General features: G+C 64.0%; 14 protein-coding genes. 9 read left to right on the forward strand and 5 right to left on the reverse strand.

Annotation, left to right across the window (positions count from 1 at the left end; genetic code table 11):
- The first annotated feature begins 33 nt into the window (after window positions 1–33).
- The gene (locus E3O32_RS00510) at window positions 34–1233 is read left to right on the forward strand and encodes a PucR family transcriptional regulator (RefSeq protein WP_134505938.1); all 1200 of its coding nucleotides are present in this window, start codon (window positions 34–36) and stop codon (window positions 1231–1233) included.
- 36 nt (window positions 1234–1269) lie between these two features.
- Here E3O32_RS00510 and E3O32_RS00515 read toward each other — a convergent pair whose 3' ends face one another.
- Window positions 1270–2781, reverse strand: a complete 1512-nt coding sequence (locus E3O32_RS00515) for an amino acid permease (RefSeq protein WP_134505940.1) — start codon at window positions 2779–2781, stop codon at window positions 1270–1272.
- 399 nt (window positions 2782–3180) lie between these two features.
- On the opposite strand from E3O32_RS00515, the gene E3O32_RS00520 reads away from it, so the two are divergent.
- Window positions 3181–3777, forward strand: a complete 597-nt coding sequence (locus tag E3O32_RS00520) for a DUF6230 family protein (RefSeq protein ID WP_134505942.1) — start codon at window positions 3181–3183, stop codon at window positions 3775–3777.
- A 102-nt stretch (window positions 3778–3879) separates the two neighbouring features.
- The gene (locus E3O32_RS00525; protein WP_134505944.1) at window positions 3880–5196 is read left to right on the forward strand and encodes a DUF6114 domain-containing protein; all 1317 of its coding nucleotides are present in this window, start codon (window positions 3880–3882) and stop codon (window positions 5194–5196) included.
- 1434 nt (window positions 5197–6630) lie between these two features.
- Here the strand turns inward: E3O32_RS00525 and E3O32_RS00530 are convergent.
- The gene (locus E3O32_RS00530; protein WP_134505946.1) at window positions 6631–7059 is read right to left on the reverse strand and encodes a GNAT family N-acetyltransferase; all 429 of its coding nucleotides are present in this window, start codon (window positions 7057–7059) and stop codon (window positions 6631–6633) included.
- Window positions 7060–7950: 891 nt separating this feature from the next.
- On the opposite strand from E3O32_RS00530, the gene E3O32_RS00535 reads away from it, so the two are divergent.
- From E3O32_RS00535 to E3O32_RS00550, 4 genes are all read left to right on the forward strand, one after another.
- Window positions 7951–8199 carry a PLD nuclease N-terminal domain-containing protein gene (locus tag E3O32_RS00535; RefSeq protein ID WP_134505948.1) on the forward strand — a complete coding sequence of 83 codons (249 nt, stop codon included), beginning with the start codon at window positions 7951–7953 and terminating at the stop codon, window positions 8197–8199.
- Window positions 8200–8224: 25 nt separating this feature from the next.
- Window positions 8225–8818: a GNAT family N-acetyltransferase gene (locus E3O32_RS00540; RefSeq protein ID WP_134505950.1), complete on the forward strand. Its 594-nt coding sequence runs from the start codon at window positions 8225–8227 to the stop codon at window positions 8816–8818.
- Window positions 8819–9081: 263 nt separating this feature from the next.
- Entirely contained in the window at window positions 9082–9540 is a 459-nt protein-coding gene (locus E3O32_RS00545; RefSeq protein WP_134505952.1) for a DUF6882 domain-containing protein, read from the forward strand.
- Window positions 9541–10406: 866 nt separating this feature from the next.
- Window positions 10407–11045, forward strand: coding sequence for a hypothetical protein (locus E3O32_RS00550; RefSeq protein ID WP_134505954.1), 639 nt, complete (start codon window positions 10407–10409; stop codon window positions 11043–11045).
- A 280-nt stretch (window positions 11046–11325) separates the two neighbouring features.
- Here E3O32_RS00550 and E3O32_RS00555 read toward each other — a convergent pair whose 3' ends face one another.
- Together E3O32_RS00555 and E3O32_RS00560 are read right to left on the reverse strand one after the other, a co-directional pair.
- A complete protein-coding gene (locus E3O32_RS00555; protein ID WP_134505956.1) occupies window positions 11326–11604 on the reverse strand; it encodes a hypothetical protein in 279 nt (92 codons plus the stop codon).
- Window positions 11605–11821: 217 nt separating this feature from the next.
- Window positions 11822–12511, reverse strand: coding sequence for a helix-turn-helix transcriptional regulator (locus E3O32_RS00560; protein WP_134505958.1), 690 nt, complete (start codon window positions 12509–12511; stop codon window positions 11822–11824).
- A gap of 73 nt (window positions 12512–12584) precedes the next feature.
- Here E3O32_RS00560 and E3O32_RS00565 point away from each other — a divergent pair, with 73 nt between their 5' ends.
- A complete protein-coding gene (locus tag E3O32_RS00565; protein ID WP_134505960.1) occupies window positions 12585–13313 on the forward strand; it encodes an alpha/beta fold hydrolase in 729 nt (242 codons plus the stop codon).
- A gap of 505 nt (window positions 13314–13818) precedes the next feature.
- Window positions 13819–14064: a PLDc N-terminal domain-containing protein gene (locus E3O32_RS00570; protein WP_134505962.1), complete on the forward strand. Its 246-nt coding sequence runs from the start codon at window positions 13819–13821 to the stop codon at window positions 14062–14064.
- A gap of 166 nt (window positions 14065–14230) precedes the next feature.
- On the opposite strand, the gene E3O32_RS00575 is transcribed toward E3O32_RS00570, so the two are convergent.
- On the reverse strand, window positions 14231–14953 hold the full coding sequence (locus E3O32_RS00575; RefSeq protein ID WP_134505965.1) for an AAA family ATPase: 723 nt from the start codon (window positions 14951–14953) through the stop codon (window positions 14231–14233).
- Window positions 14954–15025 lie beyond the last annotated feature (72 nt).

Consider the following 15025-nt stretch of genomic DNA (forward strand, 5'->3'; position numbering starts at 1 on the left):
AACGGGCCCCGGCTGGCGCTTAGCATTGAGCCCATGAAGACGGCGGAAATCGAAGAGCTCGTCGAGACGCTTGCCGCCGGTCTGGACCGCGCCCTGTCGCTCGAGGACCTCGACGGCGGGCTTGTCGCCTACAGCCGTGACCAGCCGCTCGCCGACAGCGTGCGGGTCAACTTCCTGCTGAGCAAGAAGGTGCCGGCCGACGTGAGTGCCTGGCAGCTGCGGCACGGCATCGCTGCGGCGGTGCGACCGGTCGTCGTGCCCGCCAACGCGGAGCTGGGGATGCTCGGGAGGGTGTGCGTGCCCTTGCTGGTGCGCGGTTTCCGGGTGGGCTACCTGTGGGCCCTGCAGGGATCGCAGGACGAGTCGCCGGAGGCGATCCTCGGCGAGCTGCCGGCCGTGCGCACCCAGCTCGACCGGCTCGCCGAACTGCTGCTCGACACGAACACGGCGGAATCCGAACACCGGAGGCAGCGCGAGGCGCTGTTCCTGGCCGCCTGCGCCGCCGATCCCGTGGCCGTCGACGAGATCGCGGACTGGCCGCAGATCCACGCCACCGGGCCCTGGCATGTCGCGACCCTGATCGACAGACCCGCCGCCGAGCGGGAGGGCGGCGCCCTGCTGCAGCGCATCGCCGCCCTGCAGGCCACCGTCGGCATCGACGCGGCCCGTTTCAGCGCCGGCACCGACACGCACGCGGTCGCGCTGCTGCGCGACTCCCCCGGCAAGCTGGTGCACGCCGAGGTCCTCGCCCGGTACGGGGCCGAGATCGCCCGCCGCGGCGGCCCGCCGGCCCGCCCCGACCTGATGGGGGTCAGCGAGGCCTTCCACGACCTGCGGCGCCTGCCGGAGGCCTACGCCCAATCCCGCAAGGCCGTGCAGGCCGCCGCCGTCGACAGCCGGCTCGGCGCCGTGGTCGACTACCGCCGGATCGGCGTGTATCAGTTCCTCGCTGCGGCCAGCCGCAACCTGGCCCCGGTGGAGTCGGTCTACTTCACCGAGCTCCAGGACTTCGACGCCAACCGGGAGCTCCTGCCCATGCTGGAGTTGCTCTACGACACCGACGGGTCGGTGCAGGATGTCGCCGCCGGCCTGCACCTGCACCGCAGCAGCATCTACAACCGGTTGGCGAGGATCCGCTCCCTGATCGGCGCCGACCCGTTGGGCGGGCAGGTGCGGCTGGAACTGCACCTGGCGATGAAGGCCGACCGCTGGTCGCGGCGTCCCCGGATCTGACGAAGCAGGGCCGGCCGGCCGGGTCAGCGGCGGCGGTCAGCGAACGAGCGCAGCCTTCTCCGCGCGGGCCTCGGCCTTCCACTCCTCGACCCGGGCCTGCTGCAGGGGTGCCTTGCGGTTGACGAACCAGGCGAGGCCGAGGGCCAGGAACCAGATCGGGGCGACGACGAGTGCGAGGCGGGTGTCGTCGGCCTGACCGAGGGCCCAGAGCATGAACGCGAAGAACGCCAGCACCACCCACGGCATGAGCCGGGCACCGGGCATCCTGTACTTCGACGCGGCATGCAGGTGGGGACGGCGCCGGAGGAACGCCAGGTAACTGACCATGATGATCGACCAGACGAACATGGTCAGCACCGACGCCACCGAGGTGACGAGGGTGAAGGCACCCATGAACGAATCCCCCGTGTATAGCAGCACGACTCCGGCGAGCAGGAAGATGCAGGAGAACAGCAGGGCGTTCTGGGGAACCCGGCGGCTGCTCAACCTGCCGAAGGAGCGCGGCGCATTGCCGTCCTGGGCGAGGCCGTAGACCATCCGCGAGGTCGAGTAGATGCCGGAGTTGGCGCTGGACGCGGCGGAGGTGAGCACGACCAGGTTGATGACGATGGCCGCGATGCCCAGGCCCGCCAGGGTGAACATGCCGATGAAGGGGCTGCTGCCCGGGTCGATCGTGCGCCACGGGTTGACGGCCATGATGATGACCAGCGCGCCCACATAGAAGAGGAGCAGCCGCACCGGGATGGTGTTGATGGCGCGGGGAAGGTTCGTCTCCGGGTCTTTCGTCTCGGCGGCCGCGGTGCCCACGAGTTCGATTCCGGCGAAAGCGAAAATGGCGATCTGGAAGCCGAGTACGAAGCCGGCGACGCCGTGGGGGAACATCCCGCCGTCGTTCCAGATGTTCTCGAGGCCCGCGACGGCGCCGGAGGGCGAGGTGAAGTGGGTGGCGATCATGACGATGCCGGTGACGATGAGGGCGAGGATGGCGAGCACCTTGACCAGGGCGAACCAGAACTCGGCCTCGCCGAATGCCTTCACGCTCGGCAGGTTGAGCAGGATCAGCACGACGGGCGTGAGCAGCGCTGGGATCCAGAGCGGCGTGCCCGGCGCCAGGACGTCGACATAGCCGGAGATCGCCACGATGTCTGCGACCCCGGTGACGACCCAGAACGCCCAGTATGACCAGCCGGTGAAGAAGCTCGCCCACGGGCCGAGCAGGTCGCCGGCGAAGTCGCTGAAGGACTTGTAGTCGAGGTTGGAGAGCAGGATCTCGCCCATCGCCCGCATCACGAAGAAGAGCATGAAGCCGATGATCGTGTAGACGAAGATGACGGCCGGCCCGGCGAGGGAGATGGTCTTGCCGGCACCCATGAACAGGCCGGTTCCGATGGTTCCGCCGATGGCGAGCATTTGGATGTGGCGGCGGCTCAGCGACCGGGCGAGCGGTGGGTCCAGGTGCGGGGCGGTGGCCGAACCGACGGGGCTCGTCGCCCCGGTTCGCGTGGTCCTGGTGCCGGTGGCGCCGGCCGCGTCGTTCTGATCAGGCATGGGTCTTCTTTCCTCATCACGGCACAGACGCAGCCGCTCAGCGGACGACCACGTCAACCGCGCTGGGGCCTTCACGAACGTGACGACCGGGACAACTCGGAACTGAAGTTGCAACACTAAGGGCACAATCACGGGCGACGGGACGGGCGCCCGCGCGTGACCCGAACGAGGGGGTTCGCTTCGGCGCGCTCACCTGCCACAGGCGAACGCGTGCTCGACAGGTGTCGACTGTTCCTCGCAGAACGGGCGACCACTGTTCTGCTTCGTCGGTCAGAGCTCGCGCACCCCCCTTTCGCGGCAATCAGCCCGCACCTTATTGACAGTCCGACAATACCCTGCATATTCTGCACTCCGGGCGATACCGAAGTCGCCCGCACACTCATGTGTCAAGGAGGATCCATGAAGTTCAAGAAACTCACGCAGTCCAGGCCAGGTCGCATCACGCTCGCTGTCATCCCCGTCACACTCGTGATGGGGGTACTGATGACGGGCGTCGCGCAGGGCGCCGTGCCCGTCGCCTTCGCGGTGTCGGGCAGCCAGTTCCAGATCGGCGCCAGCAAGCTCGACGGGACCGGCTTCTCACAGTATGCGGGCGTTGCCGTGCAGGCCGACGGCAAGACCATGCATCCGGTCGCGATCGCGAACATCGACTCGGCCTCGCTGACGGACCTGTGCCAGTCGGTCGTCACCGTGACGCCGCTGGGCACGCTCGGTCTGCTCATCAACGCGGGCGGCGGGGGCAATCCGGCCCAGGCCAGTGCCCTGCAGCTCGGGATGACGGACCTCCAGGGTGACGCGACATTCACCAACATCCGCATCGGTGTCGACGCTTCCAAGGTCAACACCGCCGCCAAGGGCACCGCAGGCGATTTCGCCCAGGATGCCGACCACATCACGATCAACGGTCTCAAGCAGACGGCCTGGAGCACCCAGGCAGGCACGTTCGCCCTGAACGGCCTGCACATGCAGATCACCAACGGAACGAAGTGCTTCTAGCGCGACGCCCCTGAGAAGTCGCTCCGTTCGCCGGGGTGCCGGCCCGCCCGTGGCGGGCCGGCACCTGCGGCGCTCCACCACCACAGCAAAGGAACCAATCGGGTGAACATTTTTCGACGCGCGACGACGATGGCAGCAGCAGGCCCGGATGAACCAGGCGCTGGTTCCCGGTTCGGCCGGTGGTACCGGACGCGGCCGGCCATCGGCGGTCTGCTGATAGCCGTCGCGGGAATCGAGATGCTGTTCTCCGGGCAACTGGACCTCGGCAACATCCGCATCCAGGTGGGCATCGAGGGGATGCAGGCGATGATCCTGCCGGTCGCCCTGATCACCCTCGGCGTGCTCATCCTCGCGATGCCGGCCCACCGCATGTTCTACGGAGTCATGTCCCTCACGTTCTCGATCTACGCTCTCGTCGGCGTCAACCTCGGCGGATTCTTCATCGGAACCCTCCTCGGTCTCATCGGCGGGGTCATGGCCGTGTCCTGGATGCCGCGGCGCGCTCCGGCCGCAGACTCCCCCGAACCCGCGGATGACGCCGCCCCGCACGACCCGGTCGGTCTCGCACTGATAGATCTGGAATTCCCTGCCTTCCGCTCCCCCTCGGAGTCGGGTGCCGAGCCTCCCACGCCGGTGCCGACCGGCCAGACGGGGATGCGTGCCGGGTCCTTCCTCGACAGGGTGTCGGCTTCCCCGACCCGGAGACGGCAAGGCCACGCCCTCGCAATCGTCGCGCTCGCGGTGCTTCTCGGTGCGTCTTCCGCAGGCCTGGCCACCGGCCCGTCGTTCGCGGACCCCGGAGTCACGACCCCGGCACCGACAGCGCCTGAGCCGCAGGTCTCGACACCGGCTCCGACTCCGACTCCGGACCCGACGCCTGTACCGACACCGACTCCCAGCCCGACGGCCGCGCCCCCGCCCGCCCCGACCACGGTGCCCCTGGCGGCGGCACCGGCACCATCCGTCACCCCGCCGGCCGCACTTCCTCCGGCCGCCGTCGACCAGGATGCGCCGGTAGCCGCCCCCACGGGGGGCCGGCTCCGCAGTTCCTCGGTCACCCTCGAGGGCGCGCGTTACATCGGTACCGTGGCGGTCACCCTCGCCGACGGCTCGACGAGAACCGTGCTCAAGATCACCGCAGACCGTGTCGGGCTTGATGCCTTCTCGCTCGACTCGACCGATCCCGCGGTCCGGATACCCGGCACGACCGCGACGCAGGTCATCCTGGGCGGGTCCGTGACGATGTACTGCACGTCACTCTCCGGAAGCCTCGCCGACGGCACCCCCGTCGCCTTCGATCCGTCGACGCCGCCACCGCTGAATGCCGACCTGCCGTCGCTCACGAGTGCGACCGTCGGGCTCGTCACCGTGTCGAGCGTCACGGCGACCTTGACCGGTGCAGCCATGTCGGTCGGCTGACCGCGGGCGATGTGTGCCCCTATCTGGGGACAAAGGAGACCTCCCCAGGGCATCGGCGCTACATAGCCCATGCGCCAGTGAGCACGCGACTGCGGGCGCAGATGGAACTGGAGTGGTGACTTCGTGACCCCAACTGGCCAGCCCGCCGCCCGCGGCATATTGAATACCGCGGTTTTCCGCGTTCGCATTGATGCAGTGCACGCGCTGACACGGATGAGTACGGGTCGATTCTGGTCATGATGGTCTGTCTGTCCCACGGGCTCTCCTCCGACGGATTCTGCGCTCGATGGGTCGGGCGATGAAGTGGGTCGCATCCGTTCTCACGCAGACGGGTGGCGCAGCAAACGGCGGTCGAGGCGCTGACTCGAGCGCACGTTCACTTTATGAGGGACGAAAGGACTACCGGCCGTAGCTCCGGTGCCCGGTGCCGCGGACTGTGAACGGGGCTCGTCGCGCCAGAAGGGTCAGCTCAGTGAGCCGGCGTACGATCTCCAGCTGCGCCCGCAAGCCGTCAGCTTGGGCGATGTGGTTCGGGTGTGATACGCCTCGTAGCCGGTACCGCCGCCAGGGCCGCGCGCGACAATGCGAATCCGGCAACAATGACGAGGAGCAGGCCAAGACCGGCCCCCGTGGTGAGTGGCCAGTTGGTGATTGTCGACGAGACCGTGCCTCCGTCTGCCGCCGTCCAGGTGCAGCCATATCCGATCGGCACGGCCGACGCGAAGGAATCGACCAAGCTCCCCTCCGCCCGAAGAGCTCCAGACGGCAGCGAGGCGTATGTGCAACGGTCGTACGCGAGACGAAAGTCACCAACCGTCGCTAACCCATAGGACATGAGCAGTAGAACGACCCCGACCACTCCGGCCGGAATCGCGAGACTTCGAACGCGAACTGCTCTCTTCGACATTTGTCCCCCCTCGCGCAGACGTTCAGCATCTTACTTCTGAGCTGTCGGCAGTTCGCCAATTCACGGAGAGCGTCTTCGATTTCTGACTTCTTGAACCCCGCTAGTTGCAGCGAATCCCGAATCCTCGCCTCGGCACGTTCTTGCCGGCTTCGCGCCCGATCTGACGAGCGCGTTAGTCGCCAGTATCTGAACAGCTTGGCTGCCAGGAGGAGTGCATAGAGCGCGATTCCAAGGACGACCAGTGAGAGCACGGCCCCAGCGAATGCGTTCACAATTTCCACTGTGAGAGTCCTCTTTTGAATCTCGTCCCAGCCGCACGAAACGACTGAAACGAATGGCGGGAAGAGACGGAAGGTCTAACAGCGATTCCCCGATGCCCCCTCGGGTGGCCACAGCTTATGGCCGTGGCCCTGGATACTCAACCCAACGCCCGGCTTCGATAGGTAGTCGCTGGCAAGCGTTCCCTCGTGGGTACATTCGTGAGACCCGACACGACCTAGAGCGGCGCGGTGTTGGTCTCCAGTCTGCTAAGCGCGCGGGTTGCCGATGCGTTCCATCCACGTCTCGGGAATATCCAAGGCGGTGAACCCTAACTTGGAATACAAGCCGTGGGCATCGTTGGTCGAGAGAGCGATGCGCCTCAGCCCAAGTGGCTCACACTCTTCAAGGACCCCCGCGATGAGCACACCGCCAATGCCGCGACCGCGAACCTCGGGGTCGACGAATACGTCGCAGAGCCACGCAAAAGTCACTCCGTCCGTGATGATGCGTGCGTAGGCGACTTGCTTGTTCGATTCCGTGTCGTAGACGCCGAAGTTTCGTGAGCCGTCTATGGCCGCATCCTGCCTGGCACGCGAGCGCCCCGGCGCCCAATAAGACTGCTCGCTGATCCAGCGATGCACCTGGTCACGGTCTATCTCGGCAACGTCGGCAGAGAACCGATAATTCGAATCCATCCCCCTATCTAATCGGTCCTGGGCGAACTGCGCCCAAACATTCACTAGGCAGCAACGCACATGCCCGCTAGGGGTTCCCTCAGCAATTACCTCGGTGACATCATTCTTTTGTTACCGATCCGATCCAACGGACGCCCTCCCGATCGCGCTCACGAGCGGGCTTGATAGACACGAAGTCCCCAAGATGTCACTGTGCCCCTACCGTGGAATTTGATCCGTGCAGCTATTGGGGGACGCTTTGGATTCTGGACTTCCGCACCGACTCGGCCGCCGCATCGTTGCTGTGCTTGCCGCGGCCGCACTAGCGGTGCTGTGCTTGGTGGCAGTGGCCGGGTGGCTCCTACTTCGGGACTCACGGGTTGACCTTCAGCCCGAATACTTTGTGGGCGAGGAAGGCCCCGGGATCGGAATCCCCCTTCTCGCCGGAGCCAACGACGTCACAGCATCGATATGCGAGGCAGAGTTTCCCTGCGCGTCGGCGTGGGGTTCGGGTCAAATGGTGCTGATGAAGTTCGCGTCCAAGAACGACGCCGCCGCTGCCGCGCGGTCGCTCGGATCCTCGGGCTATCGGTCGGATCCTCGGGCTATCGGTCGGATTGGCTTGTTGCCAATTTCATCGACGAGTCAGTCTCAGAAGCGGAGCGCAGATACGCCGCCGAGGTGATCGATGGAGCGTGGCAAAGCGAGGTGGACTGAGCCGCCTTGGACGGCCGCCTCCGGCTGATCATCCCGTGTGGACGACTTCCGACAAACCCGCGGGAGCGGCGATCAGCTGCTCATCATTCGGACACCCTCTTCATCGTTCAGCACAAGTGAGCGTTCCGGAGAGGGTTCCGTAGACGCATCTTCACGGGGGTCCTATCTTGAAGTATCCAAACGAACGGAACCGTCATGGACAATCCAGTCGCATTTGCAGTCGCTCTCGCATCCGTCGTCGCCGTCCTCTACGTCGCTGCGATCGCGTACGCCATCGCCCAGATCGCGCGAACCCGCGACCTGTTCGAGGTGGAGAAAGCCCTCTGGATGATCGCCATCGTATTCGCGCCTCTGCTGGGCGCACTCGTTTGGTACTTCGCCGGGCCACACCCATTCGGCGTCGCCGAGTCCCCTGCGACGAAGCCTGCTTCCCGACCTTCTTGAACTCGTTCCCGAGACAACCCCGGAGGTGGGCGTGACAATTCCGCACGTGATCAAAGCGCTCACTCCCGTGACCTTCCCGGCGTGGCTGGCGCTCGCGCAGAAGCACAACGGGGTCTGGGGCGGGTGCTACTGCTCGTATTTCCACGACGACACGGAGCACACCGTCAAGAGCGAGTACGACGGGCCGACGTTCAAGCAGAGACTTGTGGTGGAGGGCGTCGCACATGCCGCGCTCGTCTTCGACGGTGACGCCGCGATCGGTTGGTGCGAGTACGGCAGCCCAGTCGAACTGCCGGGCATCTACCACCGCAAGGAGTATGACGCGGGCGAGACCAAGCCGGCCCCGTGGCGGATCACCTGCTTCTTCGTCGACCGCGACCACCGACGCTCGGGAGTGGCGCGGGAGGCGCTGAATGGAGCGCTCGAGCTGATCGCGCGGGCCGGCGGGGGCGAGGTGGTCTCGTTCCCCAACGAACTCGCGCCAGGCAAGAGGACGTCGTCCTCGTTCCTCCACAACGGCACGCGGACCATGTTCGAGAAGGCGGGATTCACGTTCGAGCGTCACATCGGCAAGAGCAAGACCGTGATGCGCAAGACGATCCCGCCGGCCCGCGGCTGACGCCGGGTTCGCGCCGATCGGCCGCGTCAGGTCCGCGTCGAAGCGCCTTCGGTCGCCCCCCTTGGGATCCCGCAACATCGATACTCCGGCACTCTTCTGAATGAACTCGAAGCTCCCCCGACAACTCGACCGATCCCTCCGGGGCTACCCTCCCCGTTGAGGGTTCCCCCTGGGGACCGGCTTGCTGGGGCGGAGCGCCAGTGCAGTCCCGCTAGCCTTGTCCCATGGGGTGGAAGCGTCGAAGCAAGTCCGAGCGAGGATGGTTGACTCCCGAACTTGCACAATTGATCGTCGAGAGCCATGTCGAGGTCCTCACGAAGCAAGCGCGCGCCGCCGAGCAATGGGGCATCGGATCAGCCGATCGCTGGTCTGCTGATCTTGCCGGCGGAACGATTTCGTTCGAGTTTCCGGATCGTGTGATCACCGGCGAGGTCGAGTTGCTCGGCAGTTATGTCCTCTCAGCCGGCACCTGGCTCTGGGGATGGGCGAACGAATCCGTGCCCGAATCGGCCACGGGTGCCTCGCGAAAAGTGAGAGCGATCGCGACACGGCCCGGACTTGAGTTGCTAGCCGAGGCGAAGCTTCAGATGCCGGCAGAAGTCGCAGATGACCTGGCCAACATCGCCGTCGGAATAGGCGGCCTGGACGGTTGGTATCGGGGCCCTTCAACGACTCAATACGTGTACCTGGGGTTCCGCGACTTCACCATCGTCGCAAGCTGACTATCGCGTCACACGATCACCGACTCCGCAGAGGGTTCCCGTGCGACACATCGAGCGAGCCACGCATTGGCTCTGCGAATTGTCGCGAGCTACGTCGCTCAAGGTCCGCTTGCGGCCACTTTAGGTGCGTTGAGCCGGTGTCGGGTTCATATGAGCAACCTCCGCGTTCATAACTTTCGGAGGGCTAGAAATGCTTGTTGGTGCGGTTGGTGCGGTTGGTGCGGTTGGAGCGCTAGGAACAGCTGGTTTTTCGCTCGGGCTAGTGTTGGCCGGAGGGGTCGAGGCGGCAATGGCCGGCGCTTTCTTGGCGGCAGGTGCGGCGGGAGTGGCAGACGGGTATTAATAAGCTCAGCGGGAAAGGTTTAGGGGAGCAATGAATAGAGGTTCGACTTCGTATTTGATGGGATTCGCCTTCGGCTGCCTGGTCGTTCTGGTTGGGCTCTTTGCCGTCGCAATCTTCGCTGAGAGTCCGTACTCGATCGTGGCGCTTTGCGTGGTGCCCGTTCCTTTTATCGGAATCGGCTTTGCCGTGATTGCCAGGGGAAGAAATGCTCTCGCGAAACTCCGGTCGAACCGTCGTCCCTGAACCGTGTTGATTCAGTGCTTGGTTCTCCTGTGTCCGACGCTCCCTGCGGGTCGGCCCTAGTCATCATGGGGCCGCTGTTCTGAGACCGGATGGCCTGGCGGCTGAATCTGTGTCCGTCAAGGTTGCGTTTAGGTACTTCGCTCCCCAAGCCACCCGGAATGCAGGATAGTGATGACCAGGAGCCAGACGGCTGCTTTCGGAGACCGAAGGGATTGGTGGTGTTGTGGCGGCTAATCGAATCCCTCCAGCACGCAGGAGGAGATGGAGTGGTCTCGTCGCAATGGCAGCGGTCTTGCTCGTCACCTCTGGACCCACCTTCTATGGAGTTCTAAACGGGGGCGCGACGTTTGCCGCAACGATTGTCTACAGTCTTGTCTTCGGAATTGCTCTGGCAGTCGCTTTCTCTTGGATGTTCTACCGTCCAGGTCGAAAGTTATATCGAGCCATGTCCCAAGCGAATCCCGACATGCCGGTTGTGCCCGTATATTCCTCCGACGAGCTCATTAGCGGATTGAAAGAGCTGAACGGATCCCGACTTGTGTCAAGTGACCTGCCGACTGGCGCTTACTTGGTCTTCGTCGATGCCGGACGCCAGTTCGAATTATGGAGGTCGCGTCGCGGAGGGCCAGAAAGAGTGGTCCGGCTGCCCTGGGCTGCAGTTGAATCCATTGAAATCGACACGATTTCGCACTTAGTCATCACTGACCGCGCCCTTGTCCTAAACGTGAAGTCCGGCGAACGCACTGTGCGAATCCCGATTTCCCCTCAGGAGCGCCATGCCGTGCGACTTTCGCCCGTCAAGGACAACGCATTCAACGAATTCCTGACTGACCTGCGATCGCGGGTAACCCAGAGCCAACTTGCCGCTAACGTCCATCGGACTGAATCGACTGTGACGCCAGGCAGCGACGTAAAATGACGACCCAACACAGCGGTGCCGCTGGCGAGCTCGGGTGAACTATCCCGCAGACGGCCGGACCACCATCGTCCAGGTGAATACCGTGCCCAAGCCACAGCCGCCGGCTCTAGTGGCACGTCGATACCCCCAACGCCCCAGAAGGACGCACTGCCACTCGAATTGGCCGATATGACCCCTCTACCTGCTCGAGCACCGCGTGGGATCACTTTTCCCCCAGCGCTACTGGATGCTCTGAGCGTTGCGGTAGACCTGGCAGGAATCAGGCGCACCTTTGATTCATCTACCAGAGAGCGAGGAAGGCAATTCGATGTTCGGTGTCGACCATCTTTGACAGCGCCACCCATGACGCTGGCGGGTTACGAATGAATGGCCTGAGTAGGGCCCGCTGAATCAAAGCGTTTAGGTTCAGGTCAAACCAACCCAGGCACGAGCCAAGCGAGGCCTTGGTAATCCCAAACAACACGATCCAAGAGATAGCGGCCACGGGAACCACTATCCACAGAAGCACCCCTCTGATCATCAAGATCAGAAGCTGCACAAATATGTTCAGCTCGGTCATGGCACTCCTCCCCCCCCAGTCAGACCAATGATCGCCGCCCGGAGCGATGCTCTTTGAAGATATCCGATCTCCGGACACCTCAGATGTCCCGCTGGGGGTTCCCCTGGCGGGCGTCTCTCGTGGTCATCGCCTCGAACTGATTCAGCCGTTTGGTCGCCCACACGACGTCCGTCGTGCGGGCGCGATCCGGCTCACTGCTGAGACAGTCCGGTGTTGGTCAGACGTCGATCGGGCGCGCCAGTTCGGGAGGGGTGCCGATCTCGTCGACTTGGTGGCCGGTGCACGGATGACGGGTGGCCGTGGCGTTCTGGATCCTGGTCAGGTCGAACCAACGGACGTCGTCTCGTAATCTGCACCATGCAACGAGTAGCCACCGGCCGCCGCTGAGGGCGAAGATCATCGGCTCAACCTCGCGCCGAGTGCTCTCGCCCTTCGCGTCGGTGTAGGCGAGGTTTATGGTGACCTGGTCGACGGTGGCTTGCTCGATAACGGACATCACTCGACGGCGAGCTGCCGGACCGACGTCGACCCATACGCGGTTGGACAGTTCAGCTGCTCGGCGGCGGGTCACCGGATCGAGCACGTCGAGCACTTTACGGATCGCGGCGCGCGCCGAAGCGGAGAACGGCGCCTGAGAGCTCGCTGACACTGACGCGCTGAGGCCTAGCGCTTGCGCTGCTGTGAGATTAACAGGCGGAAGCGAGGACATCTCCGTCAGCCCGTAGCCGCCACCGGGACCGGTTCGTCCCCAGACCGGCAGACCGCCGGCCTCGAGCGCGGCAAGGTCACGCTTGATCGTGCGGATGGCCACTTCGAACTCGTCGGCGAGCTGCTGGGCAGTGCGGCCAAGAGTGCCCGCCCGACGCAACGACTCGGTGAGGGAATGAAGGCGCTCGGTTCTATTCACTTTGTAACTATCTCAGAATTAGTGACAGAAATAGTGACAAGCCCTTGTCATGTGTCCGGAGGAGCATGAAGACATGGAACCCATCACACCAACTCTCAAGTCAATCGTTCTTGTCCCTGGCTACTGGCTAGGCGGATGGGCGTGGGATGCCGTCGCGGCCGATCTGCGCGACCGGGGCCACCGCGTCATCGCCGTGACGCTGCCGGGCCTCGATCCCGATGACCTTCATCGTGCATCAAGGAGCATGGCCGACCAGGTGGATTCTCTGCGCTCGGCCGTGAGCGCTGCGGGCGTCGACGGTTCCTCCGTCGTGCTCGTTGTTCACAGCGGCGCCGGATTCCCCTCCTCCGTACTCCTGGACCAGGACCCCACCGCAGTAGCTCGAATCATCTACGTCGACAGCGGGCCATCCGCTGATGGCTCTGCCTTCGACGCGTCCTTACCGCACGATCAACGGGAGGTGGTGCTTCCACCGTTCGAGCAACTGGCCGCCAGCCTTGACGGGCTGAGCAAGGAAGACCTCGAACAGTTTCGTCAGCGGGCGGTACCAGAGCCCGCAACAGTCATGCGCGCTCAGGTGCGACTCGAGAACGACTCCCGACGAAACGTGCCTTCGACGATCATCGCCTGCTCTTACCCATCCGAGCTAATGATGCAGATGGCTCGCGAAGGAAACCCGATGATGGCAGAAGTCGCCACCCTCCGCGATCTCGAACTTGTCGACCTCCCGACCGGACACTGGCCGATGTGGAGTCGACCAGCAGACCTCGCCGTCGCCATCGCCCACGCAGCAGGCCGCTGAGCGGCAAATCATACCCAAGCACATCTGTCCTGACGACAGAACACGGCATCACGCTGCCCGTCTCGCAGAAGGTTCGTCTTGCGAGCTGCTCCGGAAGTTCCCTCCTGGCCAAGCAATCGACGGCGTATCGCCCCGAACGACGACGCGGTCGTAGGCTCACGCTAAGTAGGGCACTCAGGTGTCCGCGAATCGAGGGGTGGTCGACATGGAATTCAGTACTCTTTTTTTTTGGTGGAACTTCTGGGTGGTAGTCCAGGTTCTCGTTCTGGTTGGGGTCGTCGTGGCACTGGGGCTTTTCAACCGCTGGGGACGTCGCAAGAGCGCCATTCTTGCGGCGAGCCAACCCACGAAAGGTCACGGGCCCGCTGTCGGTAAGTAGCGAGTACAAGTCCCCGTCGACCGGCCGAGCCGCCTCACAATGAGCCCCGATCGCGTCCGACAACTCATGCGATGACCAACAGACCGCGGGTGTTTCTGCATCCGCTTACCATCCTGAAGTAACTAAGTGATCGGAACCGCCATGGACAGTCAAGCCGTATTCGCAGTCGTGCTCGCATCGATCGTTGCCGTCGTTTACGTCGCGGCAATTGCCTACGCAATGATGCAGATTGCCCGAACCAACGACCTGTCAGGCGTGGAGAAAGCCGTCTGGATAGTCGGCGTCGTGTTCGCCCCTCTGCTCGGCGCGCTCGTCTGGTTTTTCGCTGGGCCACACCCATTCAGCCTTCGACTGACACGTCAGGTTCGATAGACCTCGACCGTGATCCGCGGGCGCAGTGAGGGTTCCCAAACGCCACTCCCCCGAAACTTTGGAACCTCGGCGAATTGGTGTGCATCCATGGAGGTCCGCCGTACGTTCCCGCGTGAGGACAGTGAATCCAGCCGCAGCGTGACGACGATTGTTGCATGCGTCGAAGTCAGCGAAAGTGCCTGAAATACCGTTCCGGATCGTCCAGGAACGATCGCCAATTCCGAACCAGGTCGAGATCCTCCCAGACGCAGCGCCGGTATCCCCATGGCCCGACCTCATAGATCTCCGCACCGGGTATTGACGCGAGAATCGGTGAATGAGTGGACAGGATCACCTGAGACCCACCGGCGGCAACAATGTCCCGGAGATCGCTGAGCAGAGCAAGCGAGCCGGTGAACGAGAGCGCTGATTCCGGCTCATCAAGGATCCACAAGCCCGGGTAACGAGACCGGGCAGCCACAAGGTCGAGGAACGACTCGCCATGCGAGCGCTCGTGGAATACGGGGTCGTTGCCGCCGGGGTTGTCCTCCAGATAGGTGAAGAACCCGTGCATCGTTTCCGCGCGGAGAAAGAAGCCGCCCCGGCCGGCGCCGAGACCCCGGTTCAACCGCAGGTGGTCGGCGAGGGTGGACTCGGACCTGCGAGTGGTGTGTCTGGAGCCGGTCGATCCTCCTTCCGGTCCCATGCCGTAGGCACCTGCGATGGCCTCAACGAGAGTCGATTTGCCGACCCCATTGTCGCCGACGAATACGGTCACTGGACCCAGTTCGAGACCATCATCGAGGAGCTGCGCGATCGGGGCAAGCGTCGCGGGCCACACATCCCGAGGCAGAAATGGAGCGTCGGGATCCTGGCTCACCGAGCGCAACGGAGGCTCGTTTCTCGACATGCGATCATTCTGCCCGAATCGGCACGGGAAACCGTTAGACCAACCGTTCAGGGTTCCCCAAGGGAATGGGGT

Source organism: Cryobacterium mannosilyticum (genome assembly GCF_004402705.1).
Taxonomy (GTDB): domain Bacteria; phylum Actinomycetota; class Actinomycetes; order Actinomycetales; family Microbacteriaceae; genus Cryobacterium; species Cryobacterium mannosilyticum.